The sequence below is a fragment of the Bradyrhizobium sp. CCBAU 51627 genome (assembly GCF_028128765.1).
Taxonomy (GTDB): domain Bacteria; phylum Pseudomonadota; class Alphaproteobacteria; order Rhizobiales; family Xanthobacteraceae; genus Bradyrhizobium.
In genome coordinates, this window is record NZ_LBJG01000093.1 from 170,647 (window position 1) to 192,339 (window position 21,693).

24 protein-coding genes and 2 pseudogenes are annotated in these 21,693 nt (G+C 63.7%); 12 read left to right on the forward strand and 14 right to left on the reverse strand.

Translation table 11 applies throughout. From position 1 onward, the window contains the following. Positions 1–6 precede the first annotated feature (6 nt). Together XH88_RS38315 and XH88_RS38320 are read right to left on the reverse strand one after the other, a co-directional pair. The gene (locus XH88_RS38315) at positions 7–1,614 is read right to left on the reverse strand and encodes an acyl-CoA synthetase (RefSeq protein ID WP_271673333.1); all 1,608 of its coding nucleotides are present in this window, start codon (positions 1,612–1,614) and stop codon (positions 7–9) included. A 105-nt stretch (positions 1,615–1,719) separates the two neighbouring features. Next, entirely contained in the window at positions 1,720–2,220 is a 501-nt protein-coding gene (locus tag XH88_RS38320) for a hypothetical protein (RefSeq protein WP_271673334.1), read from the reverse strand. Between XH88_RS38320 and XH88_RS38325 the strand changes: the two genes are divergently transcribed. The 3 genes from XH88_RS38325 to XH88_RS38335 all read left to right on the forward strand — a co-directional run bounded on the left by XH88_RS38325 (position 2,219) and on the right by XH88_RS38335 (position 3,576). After that, entirely contained in the window at positions 2,219–2,683 is a 465-nt protein-coding gene (locus XH88_RS38325) for a hypothetical protein (protein ID WP_271673335.1), read from the forward strand. The two genes, XH88_RS38320 and XH88_RS38325, sit on opposite strands and share 2 nt — an antisense overlap. Before the next feature lie 90 nt (positions 2,684–2,773). Then, positions 2,774–3,289: a DUF3828 domain-containing protein gene (locus XH88_RS38330; RefSeq protein WP_271673336.1), complete on the forward strand. Its 516-nt coding sequence runs from the start codon at positions 2,774–2,776 to the stop codon at positions 3,287–3,289. A gap of 11 nt (positions 3,290–3,300) precedes the next feature. Further along, positions 3,301–3,576 (forward strand): GNAT family N-acetyltransferase, encoded by a 276-nt coding sequence (locus XH88_RS38335; protein ID WP_271673337.1) that lies wholly within the window; start codon positions 3,301–3,303, stop codon positions 3,574–3,576. Positions 3,577–3,625: 49 nt separating this feature from the next. On the opposite strand, the gene XH88_RS38340 is transcribed toward XH88_RS38335, so the two are convergent. The 4 genes and pseudogenes from XH88_RS38340 to XH88_RS39375 form a co-directional block, all read right to left on the reverse strand. Continuing rightward, positions 3,626–4,024, reverse strand: a complete 399-nt coding sequence (locus XH88_RS38340; protein ID WP_271673338.1) for an SPW repeat protein — start codon at positions 4,022–4,024, stop codon at positions 3,626–3,628. Between the two features lie 183 nt (positions 4,025–4,207). Next, positions 4,208–4,594 (reverse strand): tetratricopeptide repeat protein, encoded by a 387-nt coding sequence (locus tag XH88_RS38345; RefSeq protein WP_271673339.1) that lies wholly within the window; start codon positions 4,592–4,594, stop codon positions 4,208–4,210. 48 nt (positions 4,595–4,642) lie between these two features. Continuing rightward, positions 4,643–4,696: pseudogene (locus XH88_RS38350) on the reverse strand (hypothetical protein); the annotation flags it as partial. Positions 4,697–4,800: 104 nt separating this feature from the next. Then, positions 4,801–5,142 (reverse strand): annotated as a pseudogene (locus XH88_RS39375) (tetratricopeptide repeat protein); the annotation flags it as partial. 103 nt (positions 5,143–5,245) lie between these two features. On the opposite strand from XH88_RS39375, the gene XH88_RS38355 reads away from it, so the two are divergent. Beyond that, on the forward strand, positions 5,246–5,521 hold the full coding sequence (locus XH88_RS38355; protein ID WP_271673340.1) for a GNAT family N-acetyltransferase: 276 nt from the start codon (positions 5,246–5,248) through the stop codon (positions 5,519–5,521). A gap of 54 nt (positions 5,522–5,575) precedes the next feature. Here the strand turns inward: XH88_RS38355 and XH88_RS38360 are convergent, their stop codons facing one another. After that, positions 5,576–5,989: a DUF3597 domain-containing protein gene (locus XH88_RS38360; protein ID WP_271673341.1), complete on the reverse strand. Its 414-nt coding sequence runs from the start codon at positions 5,987–5,989 to the stop codon at positions 5,576–5,578. Between the two features lie 335 nt (positions 5,990–6,324). On the opposite strand from XH88_RS38360, the gene XH88_RS38365 reads away from it, so the two are divergent. From XH88_RS38365 to XH88_RS38395, 7 genes are all read left to right on the forward strand, one after another. Then, the gene (locus XH88_RS38365) at positions 6,325–7,227 is read left to right on the forward strand and encodes a DUF2189 domain-containing protein (protein WP_271673342.1); all 903 of its coding nucleotides are present in this window, start codon (positions 6,325–6,327) and stop codon (positions 7,225–7,227) included. Positions 7,228–7,362: 135 nt separating this feature from the next. Further along, a complete protein-coding gene (locus tag XH88_RS38370; RefSeq protein ID WP_271673343.1) occupies positions 7,363–8,187 on the forward strand; it encodes a lytic murein transglycosylase in 825 nt (274 codons plus the stop codon). 800 nt (positions 8,188–8,987) lie between these two features. After that, positions 8,988–9,140 carry a DUF1127 domain-containing protein gene (locus XH88_RS38375; protein WP_194461963.1) on the forward strand — a complete coding sequence of 51 codons (153 nt, stop codon included), beginning with the start codon at positions 8,988–8,990 and terminating at the stop codon, positions 9,138–9,140. Positions 9,141–9,266: 126 nt separating this feature from the next. After that, positions 9,267–10,694 carry a methylenetetrahydrofolate--tRNA-(uracil(54)-C(5))-methyltransferase (FADH(2)-oxidizing) TrmFO gene (trmFO, locus tag XH88_RS38380; RefSeq protein ID WP_271673344.1) on the forward strand — a complete coding sequence of 476 codons (1,428 nt, stop codon included), beginning with the start codon at positions 9,267–9,269 and terminating at the stop codon, positions 10,692–10,694. A gap of 7 nt (positions 10,695–10,701) precedes the next feature. After that, positions 10,702–11,796: a serine/threonine protein kinase gene (locus tag XH88_RS38385; RefSeq protein WP_271673345.1), complete on the forward strand. Its 1,095-nt coding sequence runs from the start codon at positions 10,702–10,704 to the stop codon at positions 11,794–11,796. Between the two features lie 94 nt (positions 11,797–11,890). Beyond that, the gene (locus tag XH88_RS38390; protein ID WP_271673346.1) at positions 11,891–12,454 is read left to right on the forward strand and encodes a CAP domain-containing protein; all 564 of its coding nucleotides are present in this window, start codon (positions 11,891–11,893) and stop codon (positions 12,452–12,454) included. A 97-nt stretch (positions 12,455–12,551) separates the two neighbouring features. Beyond that, positions 12,552–13,730, forward strand: a complete 1,179-nt coding sequence (locus XH88_RS38395) for an aminotransferase class V-fold PLP-dependent enzyme (RefSeq protein WP_271673347.1) — start codon at positions 12,552–12,554, stop codon at positions 13,728–13,730. A gap of 26 nt (positions 13,731–13,756) precedes the next feature. Here the strand turns inward: XH88_RS38395 and XH88_RS38400 are convergent, their stop codons facing one another. Next, on the reverse strand, positions 13,757–14,218 hold the full coding sequence (locus XH88_RS38400) for a cupin domain-containing protein (protein WP_271673348.1): 462 nt from the start codon (positions 14,216–14,218) through the stop codon (positions 13,757–13,759). A 125-nt stretch (positions 14,219–14,343) separates the two neighbouring features. On the opposite strand from XH88_RS38400, the gene XH88_RS38405 reads away from it, so the two are divergent. Continuing rightward, a complete protein-coding gene (locus tag XH88_RS38405; RefSeq protein WP_271673349.1) occupies positions 14,344–15,885 on the forward strand; it encodes a winged helix-turn-helix domain-containing protein in 1,542 nt (513 codons plus the stop codon). 13 nt (positions 15,886–15,898) lie between these two features. Here the strand turns inward: XH88_RS38405 and XH88_RS38410 are convergent, their stop codons facing one another. The 6 genes from XH88_RS38410 to yajC are packed head-to-tail and all read right to left on the reverse strand — an operon-like array spanning position 15,899 to position 21,539. After that, positions 15,899–17,143, reverse strand: coding sequence for a threonine ammonia-lyase (locus XH88_RS38410; RefSeq protein ID WP_271673350.1), 1,245 nt, complete (start codon positions 17,141–17,143; stop codon positions 15,899–15,901). A gap of 45 nt (positions 17,144–17,188) precedes the next feature. Further along, positions 17,189–18,052, reverse strand: a complete 864-nt coding sequence (locus tag XH88_RS38415) for a phytoene/squalene synthase family protein (protein ID WP_271673351.1) — start codon at positions 18,050–18,052, stop codon at positions 17,189–17,191. Beyond that, positions 18,049–18,432 (reverse strand): Mth938-like domain-containing protein, encoded by a 384-nt coding sequence (locus tag XH88_RS38420; RefSeq protein ID WP_271673352.1) that lies wholly within the window; start codon positions 18,430–18,432, stop codon positions 18,049–18,051. The genes XH88_RS38415 and XH88_RS38420 overlap by 4 nt, the downstream gene beginning before the upstream one ends. A 60-nt stretch (positions 18,433–18,492) precedes the next feature. Next, on the reverse strand, positions 18,493–19,518 hold the full coding sequence (gene secF, locus XH88_RS38425; protein ID WP_271673353.1) for a protein translocase subunit SecF: 1,026 nt from the start codon (positions 19,516–19,518) through the stop codon (positions 18,493–18,495). 16 nt (positions 19,519–19,534) lie between these two features. After that, positions 19,535–21,133 carry a protein translocase subunit SecD gene (gene secD, locus XH88_RS38430; RefSeq protein WP_271673354.1) on the reverse strand — a complete coding sequence of 533 codons (1,599 nt, stop codon included), beginning with the start codon at positions 21,131–21,133 and terminating at the stop codon, positions 19,535–19,537. Between the two features lie 49 nt (positions 21,134–21,182). Then, positions 21,183–21,539: a preprotein translocase subunit YajC gene (gene yajC / locus XH88_RS38435; protein WP_271673355.1), complete on the reverse strand. Its 357-nt coding sequence runs from the start codon at positions 21,537–21,539 to the stop codon at positions 21,183–21,185. Positions 21,540–21,693 lie beyond the last annotated feature (154 nt).

Here is a 21,693-nt window from a genome sequence, read left to right on the forward strand (position 1 = left end):
CCGCACTCAGCCCGACTTGGTCCTGTCGAGAGCGAGCAGACCGCGCGCCTCGAGCTCGTCGCGCACCATGCGCTTCGGCACCTTGCCGTAGCCGGATTTCGGCAACGACTCCCAGAAGAAGAACCGCTTCGGCATCTTGTAGCGCGGCACCTTCGGCGACAGAAATGCCGCCATTTCCGCCTCGCTGACGGGCTTGGCGCCCTCGCGGGGGACGCAGACGGCGACGCCGACCTCGCCCCAGGTCGCATCAGGCACGCCGAGCACCGCGACCTCGCCGACCGCAGGATGGGTCAAGATCTTCTCCTCGATCTCGCGCGGATAGATATTGGAGCCACCGGAGATGTACATGTCGGAAGCCCGACCCGTGATGTAGACGAACCCCTCCTCGTCCATATGGCCGAGGTCGCCGGTGCGGAACCAGCCGTTGCGGAATGCCTTCGCGTTGGCCTCGGGGTTGTCATAATAACCGGCGAGCACCGCGGGCCCGATCACGCAGATCTCGCCGCTCTGGTTCGCCCCGAGCTCGCGCCCCTCGTCGTCCTGGATCGAGACCTGCATGCCGGTGCGCTCGAAGCCACAGGTGCCGATCTTCGCATGCGGCCCGTCCTCGGGATCGTGCAGCGCCGCCGGCAATACGGTGATGTTGCCGGTGACCTCGCCCAGCCCGAAATATTGCACGATGACCTTGCCGAGCTTCCTCAGCGCGGCCTTCTGATCCTCGCGATACATCGGCGCGCCAGCATAGATGACGTGACGCAGCGAGGAATGATCATATTTGTCAGCCGCGGGGTGCTCGACCATCATCTTCAAAATCGTCGGCACAGTGAAAAGATTACTGACCCGATGCGTTTCGATCAGCCGGAACGCTTCGTCGATGTCGAATCGCTCGGTTGGCAGCAGCACGGTGCAGACGCCGCGCGCGGTCTGCACCAGCTGATGCACGCCGGCGCCGTGCGACAGCGGCGCCACCACCAGCGAGGCATCGGCTTCCGTCACCCCGGGCGTGAGGTCGGCGAGATGGTTGGTGACGACAAAGCCCATTTGCCCATGAGTCAGTACCGCCGCCTTCGAACGGCCCGTGGTGCCGGAAGTGAAGAAGAACCAGCAGGGATCGTCGTGCTCAACCGCGACGTTCTCGACCACCTGCCCTGGCTGCGAGGCGATCGCATCGGCGACCGAGCGCTCGCCAAACGTGCCCTTGCCGTCGATGCTCCAGGTGAACTCCAAGGTGCCGCCATTCACGGCCGCCGCGTGCTCAGGAAAATCGACATGGCACAGAAACGCCTTCGCACCCGAAGCCTGGGCGAGATAGGCGACCTCATCGGACATCAAGCGGAAATTGGTCGGCACCCAGACCGCGCCGAGCCGGAACGCGGCGAACATCGAGACAAACATCTCGTCGCCATTCTTGGAATGAACCAGGATACGATCGCCCTTGACGATGCCGCGCGCGGCAAGTGCTGCGGCGAGCGCCGAGACCTGCGCATCGATCTCGCGCCAGGTCCAGGATTTGTCTCCCCAGACGAAGCCGGGGCGCGTTCCATGCCGCCGCGCATTCTGGGTCAGCATGTAAGCGAGATTCATGACGCGGCGGGACATACGGAGCGGCTGCATCGGGCTTCCTCTTCGGCGGCGGACGGCACGCAAGCCGCCCGCTCATTGCAGCCCATTTATCGCCATCGAACGCGCCCCTGCAAGGCCGCGATCCGCACCCCTGCCCTACGGTTTCCTGAATTCGAACGGCGTTGCAGTGATCGCCTTCTCCTTGACGCAGGCCTGCGCGCCAAAGCCGCCGCAGAAGCTGCCGTGCAGATCGAAACGGACGGTGCGCGCCGCGCCGTGTTTCATCGGCGGAGCCAGGATGGTGTAGCTGCGGACATAGCCGTCAAACACCTCACGCGTTCGGCCATCCGGCAGCGTCACCAGAATAGTCATGACGCAACCGCCGGTTCCGCAAAAGGAGCCCTCGCGCTCGGCGCATTTGGTGTCGCGGAAAGCGACGATGTAATCGTCGCGGCCATCGCCGGTCAGGTCGATCCTTCGCACCGTGTCCGGTGCGAACGCGACCTCGCCGCCGCCCTCGCTCCGGCACTCTTCATTGGCGTAGCGCAGCGCTTTCTGCACGCCTGTCGGATAGTCGGCAGGATTGAACGGTTTTGCATCGTCGGCGCGCGCGGCAGCGACGGCGAACAGGGCGAGCGGGAAGATGAGATAGCGCATGCGCGTTTGTCGCCGGCGCCGATCCAACCGTTCAGGGAAATTTAAACATGATCGGCGCAACCTTCATCAGTTCTCGCGTACAGAGTACCGCATCATGGTCAAAGCGCCTGCCGTCTTCCTATTGTCGCTGGCGCTCGGTGGATGTGCCATCGCCCCGCAGGCGCATCTTGCTCCCGATCCAGCCTTTAAGCCCGCGCACTACGCCTGGGATGGCGCCGGCGGCGAGGATCCCAACCGGCCGCGCGCCGCCCAGCCGTCGCAGGCAACACGCACGGCCATCAGATCGGAGCGCACCCGGGCTCAGACCGGGCTGCAACCCTATTCGAAGGAGTGGTGGCAGGCCCAGGACGGCATCGAGGCCGAGCAGGACGCCAGGGTCAATCGGTCGCTCGTCATCTGTCAGGGCTGTCTCCGGCTGAAACAACAGCCGGAAGATTCGCGGCTCGCCAAGGCGGCCGATTGAACCGAACTGCCGTTACGCCGGTCTACTGAGGTACCGCGCAGACATCGGCCATTCCGGCCCCGTCGTGTGCCATCATCTCAGGGACAATCCATGCTCACCCGCCGCAGCCTCATTGCCGCCTCTCTCTTCGTCGCCACCACGCCCGCCTTCGCCCAAGCGCTCGCCGGTAACGATCCCATCACGATCCTGACCGCGATTTACACCCGCGCCGCCAAAGGCAAGGGCGACGGCGGCGCGGCCTTTGTCACCGAGAACAAAGCCGCAAAAGCAAAATATCTCTCCAGGGCGCTGGTTGCGCTGTGGGCCAGGGCGGATGCGCATACGCCGAAGGGCGATGTCGGGCCGATCGATTTCGACCCCGTCACCAATGCGCAGGAACCCGACGTGAAGTCGTTCAAGGTTGACGCGGAGACGATGGAGGCCGACAAGGCCACCTTGGCGGTAACCATCACGGGCCATCGCAACGAGCGCAAACCCGCCGACCAGATCGTGCATTACGACTTCGTGCGCGAGGCTGGCGGCTGGAAGATCGACGACATCAAGGGCTCCTCCGACGGCGAAGCCTGGTCGGTCCGCAAGATGCTGACGGACTCGCTGAAAAGCTGACCGGAGACGTCATGAGCGAAATCATCGACAACAAGGCCCATCACCGCTACGAGCTCGAGGTGGATGGCCATCTCACGACTGAGCATTACAAGCTCGATGGCAATGTCATTACTTTCGAGCATACCGACGTGCCGAAGGAACTGGGCGGCAAAGGCGTCGGCTCGAAGCTGGTGCAAGGCGCCCTCGACCAGGTCCGCGCCCGCGGCCTGAAGCTGATCCCGCAATGCCCGTTCGTAAAGGCATGGATCGAGAAGCATCCGGACTATCAGGACCTGGTGAAGAGATGAGCGAGTTCAGGCCCGCCGATGACGCGGCGGGCCTGCCGACATCCGCGGCCTATTGGCCGTGCCTCAGCAAGTCCTGGTCACTCAGATCCCAGTCCTGCCACAGCTGGAGGATTCCGAGCAGCACGACCACTCCGCCGAGACTTGTGTGGTAGATGCGGAGAAAGCCTGCATCGGAGTAGCCGAGAGCATAAGGCGAGGCGATGAGCCAGAATCCGACCAGGATCGTCGCGAACTCTTGCCAACGTTGCAGTGCGACATATTCGAGCTGGCTGACTCCAAAGACGACCAGGCCGACTGCGATCGCATTCAGGATCGTCGTCTCATTTCCGACGATGGGCGTCGGCTCGCGGATGGGAAACCATGGCGACACGACGATCAGCGCGCCGAGGATCATCCCGCACCAGTCTTCCCATTTGCGATGAGTATTCAAGAAACCAAAATCCGACATCGTATCCTCCTACAAAAGAGGCATACGTCAGCGGCTGGCGATCATGACACTCCGAATGTCCAACGACCCTGCCGGCCGCATTCGGGCGTATGTCCTGTGAGGGACGTGGGAACCGCCGCGGAACTTGCAAGAGCAATACCGGGAATTATTCGTTATCGCCGCGCTGTTCATCCCGCGCTGAGGTTACAACGCCCCGAGCTTCCTCAGCGCCTCCTGCGCCGTCTGAAGACCGGGCTTCAATTCCAGCGCCTTCCGGAAATCGGCGATCGCGCCCTTCGTATCGCCGAGCCGCATCTTGGCCTGGCCGCGATTGTTCCAGGAGAACCCATCGGCGGGATCGTATTGGAGCGCCTTGTCGTAGTCGGCAAGGCCGCCTTTGTTGTCGCCGAGGTAAAGCCGGATCATGCCGCGATTGCGCCAGCCGCGCGCATCTGACGGCGCAACGCGGATCGCCTCACCATAATCGGAGGCAGCGCGGTCGAGTTGCTCGCTGTCACGATAGACGTTGCCACGATCGATATAGGCGAGCACATCGGGCGCAAGCTTGATCCGCATCGTGTAGTCGGCCAACGCATGCACCGTATCGTGCTTGCGGGCATAGACGTAGCCGCGATTGGCGTAGGCGGCGGCATAGCTGGGATCGCGCTTGATCGTCGTATCGAAATCGGCGATGGCGCCATCGAGATCGCCCTTGTTGTAGCGAGACTCGCCGCGATTCTATAGGCCATCGCCAGCGACGGATCGAGCTTGATGGCCTGGTCGTACTCGGCAATGGCGCGATCATAGTCGCGCATGAAGCTGTAGACGCGGCCGCGATTGTTGAAGGCGCAGGCGTAGGTCGGGTCGAGCTTGACCGCCTCGTCGAGGTCGGACAGCGCCGCATCGAACTCGCGCTTCTCGGTGAAGCCATGACCGCGGTTGCAATAGGCGCCCGCGAGCCTCCGGCCGGTCTCGCTCTTGGTGTCGATCACGATCGAGCAGGCCTTCACCCGCTCATCCGGCGTGCTGGTTGGCCCCACGCACGCTTGCCAGGCCGGACCGCCCTCGGCTGCGGCCGGGGCCGGCGCTGTCGCGGCGAACACGGGGAGCAAGACCCCGAGACTGAACAGGATACGCATTTTGCAGATATCTCCCCCGCGACAACCTCCCTTGGTCGCGCCTTGGCAAGCGCGGGTTCAGGCGCCTAGATCAGCAATAAGCAAGGCTTCGGAAGGATCAGGCATGGCGGCATCGGTACGCGACAACAAGGACAGGAGCCGCTTCGAACTCGATGTCGGCGGTGAGGTGGCCTTCGCCAATTACCTGCTGACACCATCGGCCATCATCATCACTCACACCGAGACGCCGCGCGCGCTGCGCGGCCGCGGCATTGCGTCCGAGTTGATCAAGGGCGCGCTCGAGATCATCCGCCGCGACGGCAGGAAAGTGATCGCGGGCTGCGGTTTTGTCGTCGACTACCTCGACAGGCATCCGGAGCATGCGGATCTCATGCCCTGAAACGCAAATGGGCCCGCGACATCGCGGGCCCTCTCGCATCGACCGCGTTGTGGATCAGTGCTTGATTTCCGGCGGCAGCTTGCCACCATTTGCGGCGAGCTTGGACATCACCTGCTTGTGCAGCCAGACGTTCATGCTGGCAGAATCGTTCATGTCGCCGGTGTAGCCGAGCTCCTTGGCCAGATCCTTGCGCGCTGCGAGGCTCGAATCGACGTCGAGCGCCTTCATGAGGTCGACGATCGAGGTGCGCCATTCCAGCTTCTCGCCCTTGTGCGCGGCGGCCGCCTTGTCGACGATTGCGGCGACGTCCACCGTTGCCGCAGGCGCGGCGGCCGGCGCAGACGCGGGCGCCGATCCGCTCGGCGCGCTCCCTGCAGGCGCGCTGCCCGCTGGCGCGCCGCCGGCGGGCGCAGCGGAACCCGGATGGCCGCCGAAGATCGCGCCCATGATTTTCCCGAAAATGCTCATGTCTGCTCCCCGAATAGGATCCCGTTGGAAGGCCCTGAGCGGGCCATTATAGATGAAGTTTCTGCATTGCGCCCGCGCTGCTCGCGCGACCCACTCACAGCATGAGCTTATCTGCGGCGAAATGACGACCGGATGACGTCATCGAGGTTGCACTGCGGCATCGAATCTCACCCAAGCGTGAGGGACAGGACTCGGAAATAGGCGTACGCTTGACCTTCAGCTCGCGATGCCGTCCGGAATTCGCGTCTGGTTGGCACTCGCATAACTCAGAAAAGCGGCCGCTTGCGCCGTTGTCGGCGCCGAGTTCGGCCGCATGGCAAGGGAGCAAGCCGACCATGGCCACACTCTATCAGGGCAATGTCCCCACGATGGGCCAGACCGCAAACGCGGCTGGACCGGTGATCCGAACCATCCAACTCTCCGACCTGCATGACGCGCTCAAGCGGGGCTGGGAAGACTTCAAGGCGGTTCCGAGCCACGCCATCATTCTCTGCGTGATCTATCCGGTGCTCGGCCTCGTGCTCGCCCGCGTGGTGATGGGCTATTCGGTGCTCCCGCTGCTGTTTCCGCTCGCCGCGGGCTTCGCCCTGATCGGCCCGTTCGCAGCGCTCGGCCTCTATGAGCTCTCAAGCCGTCGCGAGCGCCACGAAGAGGCCAGCGCCTGGGATGCCATGGACGTGCTGCGCTCACCCTCCTTTGGTGCCATGCTCGGCCTCGGCACGCTACTGCTTGCATTGTTCGTAACCTGGGTCGCGACCGCGCAGGCGATCTATGTGGCGGCATTCGGCTACGAGGGCGTGACCGGAATCTCGGATTTCGTGACGCGCGTTCTGACGACATCGCAGGGCTGGTGGCTGATCGTGGTCGGTTGCGGCACGGGCTTTCTATTCGCGCTCGCTGCGCTCTGCATCAGCGCCGTATCGTTCCCGCTGATGCTCGACCGCCATGCCGGCGCGCTGGAGGCGATGGTCACCTCACTTCGCGTCGTCGCCAAAAACCCGGTGCCGATGGCGGCCTGGGGCCTGATCGTCGCGGTGCTGCTGGCGCTCGGCACCATTCCTGCCTTCCTCGGACTCGCAGTCGTCATCCCCCTGCTCGGCCACGCCACTTGGCACCTGTATCGTAAGGCCATCGTCTCGGAGCCCGGCGCGCGGCCGGTGCCGCCTCCGCCTCAGCGTCCCCGCAAGCCGGCGGCGGATTTCCCCGCCAACTTGTTCCCGTGGCGGAATAGGGAATAGAGCGGCGACCTGACGAATCTTACGGCCGATCCCGTCCAGCCCCCGGCGGGATCGGCCGCTGTCATACGCCTTGCTTTGGCCGCTGTTACATTAGACATTTCGCCGCCGGTCACTTCACGGAATCAATTACCTCTGATGACCCTGACGATTTCTCGTCTCGCTCTCGCAGCCCTTGCCCTCTCAGCCTCCATCGTATCCGTCGAGCCCACACTGGCTGCAGCCGCTTGCGGCTCGGGCAATTTCGACGCTTGGCTCGCCGACTTCAAAACCGAGGCCGCGGCAAAGGGCATCTCGCAACAGGCGATTACCGCCGGCCTTGCCGGCGTCACCTTGGACCAGAGCGTGCTCAACCGTGACAAATCGCAAAAGGTCTTCAACCAGACCTTTGAAGAATTTTCCGGCCGCATGGTGCCGCCGCGGATGAAGCGCGGCTCCAACATGATGAAACAATACGGATCAGTGCTGTCGCGCATTGAGCAGGCTTATGGAGTGCCTGGCGAGATCCTGGTTGCGATCTGGGGCCTCGAAACCGATTTCGGCGTGAACACCGGCAAGTTCGCGACGATCCGCTCGCTTGCGACACTGGCCTATGATTGCCGGCGCGCCGAGCAGTTTCGTGGTGAACTGATGGACGCGCTGCGCATCGTCCAGCGCGGCGATCTTACGCCCGCCGAGATGAAAGGCGCCTGGGCGGGCGAACTCGGCCAGACCCAATTCATGCCGTCATCCTGGATGAAATACGCCGTCGATTTCGACGGCAACGGCAAGCGCGACCTGCTGCACAGCGCTCCCGACGTGCTCGCCTCCACTGCCAACTATCTCGCCGGCTATGGCTGGCAGAAGGGCAAGGACTGGCAGCCGGGCAGCCCGAACTTCGCGGTCCTGCAGCAGTGGAACAAGAGCGAGGTCTATTCCAAGACCGTGGCCTATTTCGCCACCCAACTCGCGCACGCTCCATAAGACCTTCAAAGACAAACAAAGAAGTAGGGCCGGTCGCCCGGCGACTGGCCCCCTTTTGGATTGCGTTTACCGACCTGGTTACTTGCCCATAGTGGCGTGCATCGTCTTGTTCAGGTGCATGCCCCGTCGCCGTCGGGCATCGCCTCGATCGCGGTCCCTGTGTTCTCCAGATTGCCCGCGCTGCAGTCGCCCATGGCATGTTTTGTGGCCTGAGCCGGCGTGACGGCGCCACGCAGAGCCGCATGCGGGATTTCTGATTTTCATTACAACTCTGCAATCTAAGCCCACACGTTCAACGTGTGTGCAACGCGTCATGAGGCAAGTATCTCCCGATATCTTCAGAAAAGACCGGTCCAGGTGCTCGCGATCTCCTTGAGCCCGTATTCCTCTCTGTCCCCATCCCTCAGCCAAGATCGACGGCGCCTGTGGGCAATAATATGAATTAATATTCACTTTTATTGACCTGCAGCGCATGCGAATCGCGCATGCCCGACTTGGGCTCATTGAGGTGATGCAAAGGCTTTCCGCTCACGGGGATGTCACCTATTTTTAAGGTGCGTGGATTCGCAAAGATCCCTCGTAAGCCCGTGATTTCACGGGTGTTTGATGCACCTAACGTCCCTCTTTGCCTGACTGCGGGGCGGGAGCGCCAATCGGTTAATCATTTCCTAGCGTCGCTATGCGCTGTTCGCTTAGCTGCATCGCAACATTGGAACTATCGCAGTGCACCACCCTCACTTATATTCATTTCAACGATGAGGCCCGAAGCAAGGGCTGAATCAAACTACAGGAGACTACCAATGCTGCTCTCGCTCATCCGCATGATCCAGGCCTTCCGGGACTATCAGCGCAATGTTGCCGAGTTGTCCCAGCTCAGCGACCGCGAACTTGCCGACATCGGTCTTGATCGCTCGGACATCCCGCGCGTTGCCGCCGGTCATTATCAGGGCTGAAATCCTTCAGCTCTCCACCGGACCAACCGATAGCGCCCGCCTCGTGCGGGCGTTGTCGTTTCTGATGGCAAAAAACTCGATCTCGGCGATTCCACTGACCGCTGAAAAGCGCTACCTGTCCGCCCCATGACAGGACCCTTACCCACTCCCGTGCACGTCATCGGTGCCGGCCTTGCCGGCTCGGAAGCCGCCTGGCAGGTGGCCAAATCAGGCGTGCCCGTGGTGCTGCACGAGATGCGGCCGGACCGCATGACCGAGGCGCATCGCACCGACGGGCTCGCCGAGCTCGTCTGCTCGAATTCGTTCCGCTCTGATGACGCCGCCAATAACGCCGTCGGCCTGCTCCACGCCGAGATGCGCCGCCTCGACTCGCTGATCATGCGCGCCGCCGATGCCAACCAAGTGCCCGCAGGCGGCGCCCTCGCGGTTGACCGCGACGGCTTCTCGGCGACCGTCACCAAGGCGCTGAACGACCATCCCTTGATCGAGATCGCCCGCGGCGAGATCACAGGCCTGCCGCCGGCGGACTGGAGCAACGTCATCGTTGCGACCGGTCCCCTCACCTCTGCCCCGCTGGCCGACGCCATCCGCGCGCTCACCGACGAGAACGCGCTTGCCTTCTTCGACGCCATTGCGCCGATCGTGCACCGTGAGTCCATCGACATGTCGGTGGCCTGGTTCCAGTCTCGTTATGACAAGGTCGGCCCCGGCGGCAACGGCGCCGACTACATCAACTGCCCCATGACCAAGGAGCAGTATGACGGCTTCGTCGCCGCGCTGATTGCCGGCGAGAAGACCGAGTTCAAGGAGTGGGAAACCAACACGCCTTATTTCGACGGCTGCCTGCCGATCGAGGTAATGGCCGAGCGCGGTCTCGAGACGCTGCGCCACGGCCCGATGAAGCCGGTCGGCCTTACCAATCCGCACGATCCGACCACGAAAGCCTACGCGATCGTGCAGCTCCGCCAGGACAACAAGCTCGGCACGCTCTACAACATCGTCGGCTTCCAGACGAAGCTCAAATACGGGGAGCAACAGCGGATCTTCCGCACCATTCCCGGACTGGAGAGAGCCGAATTCGCTCGTCTCGGCGGCCTGCATCGCAACACCTTCCTCAACTCGCCAAAACTGCTCGACAACCAACTGCGCCTGCGCGCGCAGCCGCGGCTGCGCTTTGCCGGTCAGATGACGGGCTGCGAAGGTTATGTGGAATCCGCCAGCGTCGGCCTGATCGCCGGCCTCTATGCCGCGGCCGATGCGCGCGGCGAGCGGCTTGCAAGCCCGCCGGCTACCACGGCGCTCGGATCTCTCCTCGGTCACATCACCGGCGGCCATATCGAGACGATTGAACCGGGCACGCGCTCGTTCCAGCCAATGAACATCAATTTCGGCCTGTTCCCGCCGCTTGCAAGCCCGCCGACGAAGAAGCCCGACGGCACGCGCCTGCGCGGCAACGAGAAGACAGTGGCCAAGAAGCAGGCGATGAGTACGTTGGCGCTGGCCGATCTCGATCGCTGGATCGTCGATCATCTGCGCATCGCCGCAGCCGCGTGAGATATCGATGAGTCTCCCGAAAGACGACGCCGCGATGCTTTCGGCGCGCTGGACCGAGGGCGTGCTGCTCAAGCGCGACGTGTTCTCGACCGTCGAGCGCGGCCGCTTCCTTGTCGAGACCGGCGAGATCGACGCCGTGCTGCGCCGGTTGGACGAGGTCCCGTGGTGGTCGTTCCTGCTGGCGCGCCATCTGTTCGCACGCGAGAAGCACGCGCTCGCCCTGGCAAAGGGTCTCAATGTCGGCCCCGAGCTGCTCTGGGCCGGACATCGGGCGCTGGTGCGCGGCTTCGTCGACGGTGTTGCCCTGCATCTGGCAAAGCCGCATGGCAACCTCGCCTATTTCCGCTCGGCCAAAGCCGCGCTGCGCCGGCTGCGCCGCGCCGGCATTTGCCACAACGATCTCGCCAAGGAACAGAACTGGCTGGTCGGCCGCGATGGCCGCGCCTATGTGACCGATTTCCAGCTTGCGGCGTGCTTCGCCCGGCGTGGCCGGCTTTATCGCATCCTCGCCTACGAAGACCTCCGCCATCTGCTCAAACACAAGCGCTCCTATGCGCCCGAGGCGCTGACTCCGCGCGAGCGAAAGATCCTGGCGAGGAAATCCTTCGCTGCAAGCCTGTGGCTTGTCACCGGCAAGAAGGTCTATCGCGCAATCACCCGCGGTCTGTTCAATTTCACCGACCGCGAGGGTGGCGGCCGCCGTCTCGTCAACGACGCGCCCATGCTGGCCGCGCTGATCCGCAACAACCCTGCCGTGCGCGACACTGCCATTGTGGCCTTTGCTGATCGCCGCTCGGGCGTCGGACTCTACGCGTTCGTGGAAGCGGATCAGCAGGCGCTCGAAGGCCAGCTTCGCAATGAGCTCGCCGCCGCCAAGGGCCCGAAGCCGCCGGAACACATCCAGGTCGTCCACGCGCTGCCGCGCGACACCAGTGGCAGGCCGCGCACCGAGATCCTGCAACTGGTCGCCATGAACCAGCTCGACCTCATAGAGCCGATGATGAAGAATGACCAGGACCGCGCGTTCCTCAAGGACATCCTGGAGCAGCGCAAGAACCTGCGCGACCGCTTCAACTTCGAAGCGGACCTGCCCACCAGTTAGACTATGAAGGGCGCTTCGCCTTGAAGCGTCCACAATGCCGGTGGAGAAGGCGGGAATCGCACTTATTTGGGGACCGATGACGAGCTGGGGGATCATGAGGCGCCGCGCGGCTCTGCTGATCGCGGGTCTGGTGCTGCTGACGGCCGCACCTGTGATGGGCGGGGAGTCCCCAGCCGAGCAGATCTCCGGCTTCCGGCTCAAGCATGGTGAGGGCCGCGTCGTGCGCGACGCCACCCTCGACCGCATCGCGATGGATCAGGCCCGAGCGATGGCGGCCAAAGATGATCTCAGCCACGACGCGCTCGGCCCGTTCAACAAGCGCGTCGCGCCATCAGGCGCAGGCCGCGCCGCCGAGAATATCGCCTACGGCTACGACAACTTCGAAAAGACACTGGGACAGTGGATCGACTCGTCCGGGCACCGCAAGAACCTGCTGCTGCACAACGCCTCCCGCGTCGGGATCGCGAGCGCGAAGAATGCCAGCGGCAAGCGGACCTATTGGGCCATGGTGATCGCCGGCGATTACGAGCCGAAGCCGGGCAAGGGCAAAGGCAAGAAGGACAGCGAGCCGCTGGTCGCCGTGAAACGCGAGGTCACTCCTGCCAGCAAACCCAAAGTCGCCAGCTGCCACGTCAAGCTGCTCGGCCTCTGCATCTGAGATGAAGTCGGGCCTGCTCTTCTCCGGCCCGCGGTCTTGCCTGCCTTGTTAGGCGCGTCTAATCCATTCCGCGGTATCGCGAGAGGGAGAGGCGCAGTTGATCGACATCGACCGAATACGCTCCGACACACCAGCCGCCTCCCGGCGCGCCTATCTCCACAACGCCGGCGCCGCCCTCATGCCCACGACCGTCGTCGCGGCGATGAAGCAGCATATCGACCTGGAGAGCGAGATCGGAGGTTATGCCGCCGCCGACCGCGAGTCTGGCCGACTCGATGCGGTCTACGGCTCGGTGGCGCGACTGCTGAACGCCGCGCCGGACGAGATCGCACTGATGGAGAACGCAACCGTCGCCTGGCAGATGGCGTTCTATGCGCTACCGTTTCGCGCCGGCGATCGGATCCTGACTGCCGAGGCCGAATACGCTGCCAACTATGTCGCCTTTCTTCAGGTTGCCAAACGCACGGGCGCGGTCATTGAGATCGTGCCGAGCGATGCCCGCGGCGAGCTCGATGTCCACGCACTTGAACGCATGATAGACGCCAGCGTAAAGCTCATCGCGATCACCTGGGTTCCAACCAATGGCGGGCTGGTCAATCCGGCCGCAGCGATCGGCAGAATCGCGCGTGCACATGGCATTCCCTATCTGCTCGACGCCTGCCAGGCGGTCGGCCAGATGCAGGTCGACGTCGAAGCGATCGGCTGTGACATGCTTTCAGCCACGGGCCGCAAGTTCCTGCGCGGTCCGCGCGGCACGGGCTTTCTTTACGTCCGCAAAGCACTGCTGCAACGGCTCGAGCCGCCGATGATCGATCATTTTGCGGCGCCCTGGGTGTCCCGGAACCACTATCATCTGCGCGACGATGCGCGCCGGTTCGAGACGTGGGAAAACAATTATGCAGCGCGGCTCGGGCTGGGCGCCGCCGTCGATTACGCCCTCGCGATCGGCCTCGGTCCGATCGAGGAGCGCTGCCGCCTGCTGGCGGACCGTCTTCGTCGCGGACTCGCCGCCATCAGCGGCATCAAGATTCGCGATCTCGGTCGCACGCCGGGCGCCATCGTCAGCTTCACGATGGAAGGCTACGAGGCGGACGCGATCGTCAGCAGCGCTGGCGCGGCCGGCATCACAATCGGCGCGTCGCATCCGTCGAGCACCCGCATCGATGCAGAAGTCCGTGCGTTACCAGTGGTCGTGCGGGCGTCTCCGCATTACTACAACACGGAGGCCGAGATCGATCGGCTGATCGCCCTCCTCGCAGGCCTGGCGCCGCGATAGGTTGGCGCCGAACCCGCGACGTCGGTCTAGGCCCTTGTCGTCAGCGCCGACAATTGGTCGGTGTCGAAGCGGGCGCGCAACTCGCTGATGGCGTTGGCGTCCGGCGTTCCACTGGCGGTGAGCTTGGCCAACTCCGCGAAGTAATGCTCGTGCCCCGGCGGGGATACTGTCATGAGCACCCGCGCAGGCTTGTCGCTGACATTGGTAATGTTGTGGGGAACGCCCGGAGGAATGAAGAGGTATGTCCCTGGCGGGGCCTGGACGACCTCTTCGGCGACGTGCCATTCGCATTGGCCTTCAAGCACATAGAAGGTCTCTTCCTGCACACGATGAACGTGCCGACCCGTGGCGAAACCGGCCGGAATCGTCCAGTCGAACATGCTGGTGTGCCGGGTATCCTCCCCGGTCACCAGAAAGGCCATCGGCTGGCCCCGCAGCATCACTCCACTGGTTGCACCCGGTCTGCGGATGAGTGGCTTTGCGGTCATGTGGTCCTCCATAATGGGTCGCTTCAGTACGCGACCAGCGACATGATGGCCCGCTAGCTCCGGGAGGTAGCGAAGCAGTGCGGAAAACATTGCAAAAAACCTGCAAAATGTGCCCTTCTTCAGCAATGGCCGCGATCCTTGAGTTTGGTCCTTTCCGCCTCGACGCCGATGCCGGGATCCTGTTCCGCGGCGCCGAGCCGACCTCGCTCGGCCAGCGCGCAGTGTTGCTCCTGGCCCTGCTGGTGCGGCGAGCCGGCGAGCCAGTGTCCAAGAGCGATTTGATCGAAGCGGCATGGCCGGCCCTGGCGGTTGAAGACAGCAACCTGACCGTCCAGATGGCAGCTGTCCGGCGCGCGCTGGCGGACGCGTCAGGAGCGACGCAATGGATCGAGACAATGCCACGGCGCGGCTATCGCTATGTCGGACCGGCGGTGACGGCGCCCAACCCGGACCGAGCATCCGGACCATCGCTATCCTTGCCTGACCGGCCATCGATCGCAGTGTTGCCTTTTGCGAACCTGAGCGGTGATGCTGAGCAAGATTATTTTGCCGACGGAATGGTCGATGACATCATTACCGGCCTCTCCCGCATCAACTGGCTGTTCGTCATCGCGCGAAATTCCACATTCACGTATAAGGGCCGGGCGATCGACGTGAAACAGGTCGGCCGCGAGCTCGGCGTGCGCTACGTGCTGGAAGGCAGCATCCGGAAGACCGGCGGCAATGCGCGCATCACGGGTCAGTTGATCGATACCTCGACCGGCATGCATGTCTGGGCCGAGCGCTATGACCGTCAATCCGAGGACATTTTCGCGCTTCAGGACGACATAGCCATGTCGGTTGTGGGCGCCATCGCGCCGAGCCTGCGCCGCGCCGAGATCAACAGAGTCAAGCGCAAGCGGCCCGACAGCCTCGACGCCTACGATCTCGTTCTGCGCGCCCAGCCGGATGTCGATTCCGGGATGCCGGAGCAAGTGGCTCAGGCGCTCGTGCTGCTCGAATGTGCGATCGCGTTCGAGCCATCCTACGCACTGGCGCACGGCAACGCTGCTATGTGTCATCATTGCCTGTTCCTCCGCGCCGGTTTGCAAGAGACAAATCGCGCAGCCTCGATCAAGCACGCGCGCTCAGCCATCGCCCATGGGCAGGATGACGCGCTTGCCCTCACGCTGGCAGGCTTTTCGATCGGCATGGATGGACATGATCGCTCCGCGGCATTCACCGCGCTCGATGCCGCGCTCGCGATCAGCCCCTCATCAGCGCTAACTTACATCCTCGGCAGCGTCATGCTGGGTTGGGGCGGAGATGCAGATCGTGCCATTGAATGGAGCGAGCGCGGAATGCGCCTCAGCCCGTTCGACACCTGGGCCTTCGCCGCCTTCGACGCCCAGGCGATGGGGCATTTTCACCGCGGCCGATTTGATGAGGCCTGTCGCGCTGCCTACCGCTCGGTTCAGGCCAATCCGCGTCACAGCATCACCCATGTGCAACTGGCGGCGGCGCTCGCAAAGCTCGGCCGATTGCAGGAAGCGAGAGCGGCCGCGACCCGGGTGCTCGAATTGCACCCCACGTTCCGCTACGGCCGTCAATTCCAGGGCGTCAACTGCGCTCCGGCGCTGGCAGAATCGCTTGGCGAGGCGCTTCGCGCCGCGGGACTACCGGAGTAGCCATCGACCCTCTTTAGGTACAGCGCACACTCAATCCTGAGGCGCCGAGCTTGGCCATGACCTCGTCGAGATGGGCGCTGTCGCGGGTCTCGATGACGAGTTGCAGCAGCGTCGCCTTGGCCGGCAGGTCCGAGAAGGTCCGCTGGTGCGAGACCTCGATGATGTTGGCGCCCGCCTCTGCCAGCAGCGCTGCGACCGCGGCCAATTGGCCGGGCCTGTCGGGAATATCGAGCGAGAGCTGCGTCAGCCGCCCCTCGCGCGCGAGTTCGCGCGTCAGCACCGAAGCGATCAGCCTGGTATCAATATTGCCGCCGCTCAGGACCAGACCGACTTTCTCACCGGCGAAGCGGGCCGGATCGGACATGATTGCCGCAAGACCGGCCGCGCCCGCGCCCTCCACGACCGTCTTCTCGATCGAGATCAGGGTCGCGACCGCGCGCTCGAGCTCGGCTTCGTTGACGAGCGCAATATCGTCGACGAGGCGGCGGACGATTTCGGTGGTGATCTTGCCCGGCGATTTGACTGCGATGCCTTCGGCGAGCGTATCGCCGCGCGCCGGCAGGTTGCCGCCATGGACGGCGTTGTACATCGAGGGATAAAGCCAGGCTTCGACGCCGAGGATTCGCAGCGACGGTTTCAGGGATTTCGCCGCAATGGCGATGCCGCCGATCAGGCCGCCGCCGCCGATCGGAACCACCAGCGTGTCGAGCTCCGGCACAGCCTTGAGCATCTCCAGCCCGACCGTGCCCTGCCCCGCGATGACAAGCGGATCGTCATAGGGATGAACGAAGATCATGCCGCGGGCTTCGCCGTGACTTCGCGCAAACGCGGCCGCCTCCTCCAGCGTCGCGCCTGTGACGACCACCTCGGCGCCATGGTGCCTGGTGTTCTCGATCTTCACCATCGGGGTGCCTACGGGCATCACGATGGTGGCGGGAATGCCAAGCCGCCTGGCGTGATAGGCGACACCCTGCGCGTGATTGCCGGCCGACATCGCGATGACGCCGCGGCTGCGTTCCTCCGGCATCAGCGCAGTGAGCCGATTGAGCGCTCCGCGCTCCTTGAACGAGGAGGTGAACTGGAGGTTCTCGAATTTGAGCCAGAGCTCGCAGCCGCAGATGTTGCTCAGCGTCCGGCTGTAGCTGCAGGGCGTCTCGACGACGGCGCCCCGGATGATTTCGGCGGCGGCGTGAATATCGCGAGGGGCGACCGGAAAGCCGCTCAGATCGGGGGGTGCCGTTTGGGATATCTCAGCCATGGGACAGCATAGAGCATTTGCCGGGCTGCTGCGATAAGCCAAACGCTATTTGGTAAACTCCCGGGATCGTGAAGCCCGCCACAGCGTCCATAGCGTGCGTAGCCGCGAGGCCGGCTGCGGCGCGAAGGGATTGCGTCCCGGCCGCGCCAGCCGATCGAGATCGGCCCGAGCCTGGCTCAGTGGCAGGAACGCCGCCCGCGCCGAGGGTGGCACCTGCGCGAGCAGCGACGCGGCCGTTGCAAGATGCTGCCGCGCCTCGCCGATGAGCTGGTCCAGAACGGCATGGAGATTGGGCGTCCCCTTGCCCGCGAACACATCCTCCATGGCACAACTATGGCTGGTCAGGAATTGCTGCGGCAGAAACAATTGCCGATGCGACGCGTCCCGGGGCAGGTTTGCAATCACCTGCGCGATCCCCTGCGCCAATCCGGCGTGCCGCGCCAGATGCTCGGCCGCATCCGAAGATGCCCCCATGATCCGCGCCGCAAGCGCGAACAAGGCCGAACAGGTCGCCGCCAGATAGCCTTCGAGCGCCGCCATGGTCGGCATCGGATCGTTGTAGAGATCGAACTGATGCTCGTCGACAAGCAGCAACAACGGCTCGACCGGAAGGTCAAACTCGCGAATGGCGCGCAAGAGCTCCGCCGCCACCGGACTGCCCTCGGCGCTGCCGTGGACGAGACCGGAGAACAGGTCGGTCCACCATTGAAAGCGGATCTCACCCGGCAAGGGCTGGCTCACCTGATCTCGGACGCGGACGATCTCGACATTGAAGGCGTAGAGCGCAAGGAGCGCGCGGCGCTCGGCGGCCGGCGCGAACAGGGTCGCAGCATACCGTGGGAAGTCATGGCTGCGCACGAGGTCGGCGCAGAATATCACGGCATCGGGCGGTGTCGTAGCGCTGCTCATGGTACGGCAATCAGCGCAGCCGCGACGCGGCGCCGTTCGCCCATCATGATGTTGTAGGTGCGTACGGCTGGGCCGGTCTGCATGGTGTCCAGCACCACCCTCACCGTCTTCAAAGCCTGGCGCAGTTCGGGCGGCGCCAGCCAGACGCGGGTTCCGGTGCCAACCAGCAGCGTATCGATACTATTGGCAGCCGCAAAAACCCGATCCAGCGAATAGCGGTCGATCTTGGTGGGATCAGTCACGTCCCAGGCCCAGATCGCGTCGGGCAGGCAGAGCAGCGAGCCCCGGTGCGACATGCCGGCGAAGGCGAAGCCGCCCTTGCCATAGGCCTCGATCGGCGCCGAGCGCGGGAAATGGGGAGCGTTGGGATCGCCGGCCATGAGCTTCGTCCGAAGGAGCTGACTACCCTCGCAAACTCCTGCGAGGGCATGCGGTTCGGATCATGCCTTATTTTTCTTCGCCGGCGGAGCCTCGTCCTTCGCATCTTCGCGATGCTCGCCCACGCCGAGATAGATCAGGATCGGCGCCGCGATGAAGATCGAAGTGTAGGTGCCGACCAGCACCACGCCGAACATCATGACGGCCGTGAAGCTGTGGATGGCATGACCGCCGAACAGCAACAGCGCCAGCAACGCAAGCGTCACCGTCAAGTGGGTGATGATCGAGCGCGACAGCGTCGAGTTGATGGACTCGTTGAGCAGCTGCGGCATCGGCATCTTCTTGTAGCGCCGCAGCATTTCACGGATGCGGTCATAGATGACGACGGTGTCGTTGAGCGAATAGCCCAGAATGGTCAGAAGCGCCGCGATGCTGGTCAGGTCGAAATCGACCTGGCTGATCGACATGAATCCGATGGTCAGCACGATATCGTGCACGTTGGCGATCATGGCGCCGAGCGCGAACTGCCATTCGAACCGGAACCAGAGGTAGACCAGGATCGCAACGATCGCCAGCATCAGGCCGGCCATGCCCCAACCGAGCAGCTCGCCGGAGACGCGCGGGCCCACCACCTCGACGCGACGATACTCCACGGAGTCGCCAAGGGCGCCGCGAATCTTGTCCACCGCTTCCTGCTGCGCCTTATCGCCACCCGGCTGCTCGGCAACGCGCAGCAGCACGTCGGCGGCGCCGCCGAATTGCTGCAGCTGGACTTCGCCGAGGCCGAGACTGCCAAGCGTCGTACGCATCTGCGCAAGATCGGCCGAGCCGGACTTGGCCCGCACCTCCATCAGGGTGCCGCCCTTGAAGTCGATGCCGAAGTTCAGGCCATGGGTGAAGAACAGCGTAATGGCGACGATCGAGAGCGCGGCCGAGATCGGAAAGCTGATGCGGCGAAAGCGCGTGAAGTCGAAATGCGTATTGTCCGGGACGATGCGCAGCGACGGCAGCACGCCGAGCACGCTGACCACGGTCAGCACGGCAATCAGGACGCCGAGAGAGATCAGAACGATTTGAGTAGTGGTCACAGTCGGCCTCGAATGATCAAATCGGCACAGTCTTCGGCCGCTTCCACTGCACCCACCATGCCACGATCAGGCGGGTCATGGTGAAGGCGGTGAACACCGTGGTGATGATGCCGATACCGAGCGTTACAGCGAAGCCGCGCACCGGTCCGGTGCCGATCATGAACAGTACGGCAGCGGCAATGAAGGTCGTGATGTTGGAATCGAGAATGGTCGCAAGCGCCCGCTTGAAGCCCGCATCGATCGCCGAGATCGGGCTTCTGCCGCCACGCAATTCCTCACGGATGCGCTCATAGATCAGCACGTTGGAGTCGACCGCGATGCCGACGGTGAGCACGATGCCGGCGATGCCGGGAAGCGTCAGCGTGGCGCTGAGCAGCGATAACAGGCCGAAGATCATGGCGACGTTGATGGTCACCGCGATGTTGGCGAACACGCCGAACAGCCGATACGTCACCAGCATGAACACGACGACCATGATCGAGCCGACATAGGCGGCAAGCTCACCTTTCTCGATCGAGTCCTGGCCGAGGCCCGGACCAACAGTGCGTTCCTCGACAACCGTGAGCGGCGCAGGCAGCGCGCCGGCGCGCAGCAGGATCGCGAGGTCGTTGGCCGACTGCACGGTGAAGCTGCCGGAGATCTGGCCCTGGCCGCCGGTGATCGGTTCGCGAATGACCGGCGCCGAGATCACCTTGCCGTCGAGGATGATCGCGAAGGGCACGCCGACATTCTCTTGCGTGGCCTGCGCGAACTTGCGCGCGCCAGAGGTATTGAACGTGAAGCTGACCACCGGCTCGTTGGTCCGCTGGTCAAAGGTCGCCTGGGCATTGGTCAGATCGCCACCCGCAACCAGCACCTGCTTCTTGACCACGTAGCTGGGCGGCGGCGGGTTGGCGGCCGGCAGGATCTCGGAGTCCGGTGGCAGCCTGCCCTGCTGCGCCTGATCAAGCGGCACCGAGGGATCGACCATGCGGAATTCCATCTTCGCGGTCTTGCCCAGCAGTTCCTTCAAATGAGTGGGATCCTGCAAACCCGGCACCTGCACCAGGATGCGGTCGTTACCCTGACGCTGGATGATAGGCTCGACGGTGCCGAGCTCGTTGACGCGCTTCTCGACGATCTGGATCGATTGCTCGATGGTCTTGCGCATGCGGTCGAGCATCGCGGCCTCCGGGATACTGAGGCGGATCAATCCGCCCCCGGCATCGGAGACCTCGAGATCGCGCTGACCGCTAGACCCCATCAGGCCGCCAATCGGCTGGGCCAGATCGCGGAGCTTGGCAAGCGCAGGCTGGGCGTCCGCATCCCGGATGCGGACCTCGACGGCATCGCCTTTCGTTACGATACCAGTGTAACCGATCCTGGCCTCACGCAGCACACGGCGGACGTCATCGCGAATCTGGTCGAGCTTTTCCTTCTTCACATAGTTGGAGTCCACCTCGAGCTGCAGAGAGGAGCCGCCCTGCAAGTCGAGACCCAACACCAGCCGCCGCTGCGCCCAGGCGGGCCAGGTCTTGACCTTGGCCTCGGGAAAGAAGTTCGGGACCGCGCAAAGGCACACGATCAGCGCCGTCAGGATAATCCCGAGCGCCTTCCACCGCGTGAAATACAACATCGACTGGACCTGTCAGATCAGGAGATTCGAAACACTCGCGGGAAAGCGCTCACTTCGCCGCGGCGTCATCCTTGGCGCTTTCCTTGGCCGGCTCGCCCTTGGCGCGCACACCCGAGATCATCGAGCGCATCTGGCGCACACGCACACCGTCGGAAATCTCGAACTCGATCTGGTCGTCATCGACCACCTTGGTGACCTTGCCGACCAGGCCGCCGGAGGTCACGACCGTGTCGCCGCGGCGGATGTTCTTCACGAGCTCGGCGTGATCTTTCACCTTCTTCTGCTGCGGGCGCAGAATCAGGAAGTACATGATCACGAAGATCAGGGCGAACGGCAGCAGCGACATCAACATGCTGTTGGTGTCGCCAGCGCCCGCGGCCTGGGCATACGCAGGGGTAATCAGCATTCAGATGATCCTCGTGGAAACGGGGGAAGCCGGTCAGGCCTTGGCGGCGACCAGTTCGGTCAAATTCGCGCGGACTATAGCGACCACCGCCCCAATTGCAACGCTGCCAGACCGCCCTTTTCGCCACCTTGCGGCGCGCCGTCAGGCCCGATAA

Coding starts and splice junctions, on each gene's coding strand:
- XH88_RS38375 (WP_194461963.1), top strand. CDS start 8,988: ATGCTGCTCTCGCTCATCCGCATGATCCAGGCCTTCCGGGACTATCAG.
- XH88_RS38420 (WP_271673352.1), bottom strand. CDS start 18,432: ATGGCCGGCGATCCCAACGCTCCCCATTTCCCGCGCTCGGCGCCGATC.
- XH88_RS38365 (WP_271673342.1), top strand. CDS start 6,325: ATGGCCACACTCTATCAGGGCAATGTCCCCACGATGGGCCAGACCGCA.
- XH88_RS38405 (WP_271673349.1), top strand. CDS start 14,344: ATGGCCGCGATCCTTGAGTTTGGTCCTTTCCGCCTCGACGCCGATGCC.
- trmFO (WP_271673344.1), top strand. CDS start 9,267: ATGACAGGACCCTTACCCACTCCCGTGCACGTCATCGGTGCCGGCCTT.
- XH88_RS38385 (WP_271673345.1), top strand. CDS start 10,702: ATGAGTCTCCCGAAAGACGACGCCGCGATGCTTTCGGCGCGCTGGACC.
- XH88_RS38415 (WP_271673351.1), bottom strand. CDS start 18,052: ATGAGCAGCGCTACGACACCGCCCGATGCCGTGATATTCTGCGCCGAC.
- XH88_RS38335 (WP_271673337.1), top strand. CDS start 3,301: ATGAGCGAAATCATCGACAACAAGGCCCATCACCGCTACGAGCTCGAG.
- secD (WP_271673354.1), bottom strand. CDS start 21,133: ATGTTGTATTTCACGCGGTGGAAGGCGCTCGGGATTATCCTGACGGCG.
- XH88_RS38360 (WP_271673341.1), bottom strand. CDS start 5,989: ATGAGCATTTTCGGGAAAATCATGGGCGCGATCTTCGGCGGCCATCCG.
- XH88_RS38315 (WP_271673333.1), bottom strand. CDS start 1,614: ATGCAGCCGCTCCGTATGTCCCGCCGCGTCATGAATCTCGCTTACATG.
- XH88_RS38325 (WP_271673335.1), top strand. CDS start 2,219: ATGCGCGTTTGTCGCCGGCGCCGATCCAACCGTTCAGGGAAATTTAAA.
- yajC (WP_271673355.1), bottom strand. CDS start 21,539: ATGCTGATTACCCCTGCGTATGCCCAGGCCGCGGGCGCTGGCGACACC.
- XH88_RS38355 (WP_271673340.1), top strand. CDS start 5,246: ATGGCGGCATCGGTACGCGACAACAAGGACAGGAGCCGCTTCGAACTC.
- XH88_RS38370 (WP_271673343.1), top strand. CDS start 7,363: ATGACCCTGACGATTTCTCGTCTCGCTCTCGCAGCCCTTGCCCTCTCA.
- XH88_RS38400 (WP_271673348.1), bottom strand. CDS start 14,218: ATGACCGCAAAGCCACTCATCCGCAGACCGGGTGCAACCAGTGGAGTG.
- XH88_RS38410 (WP_271673350.1), bottom strand. CDS start 17,143: ATGGCTGAGATATCCCAAACGGCACCCCCCGATCTGAGCGGCTTTCCG.
- XH88_RS38390 (WP_271673346.1), top strand. CDS start 11,891: ATGAGGCGCCGCGCGGCTCTGCTGATCGCGGGTCTGGTGCTGCTGACG.
- XH88_RS38320 (WP_271673334.1), bottom strand. CDS start 2,220: ATGCGCTATCTCATCTTCCCGCTCGCCCTGTTCGCCGTCGCTGCCGCG.
- XH88_RS38330 (WP_271673336.1), top strand. CDS start 2,774: ATGCTCACCCGCCGCAGCCTCATTGCCGCCTCTCTCTTCGTCGCCACC.
- XH88_RS38340 (WP_271673338.1), bottom strand. CDS start 4,024: ATGTCGGATTTTGGTTTCTTGAATACTCATCGCAAATGGGAAGACTGG.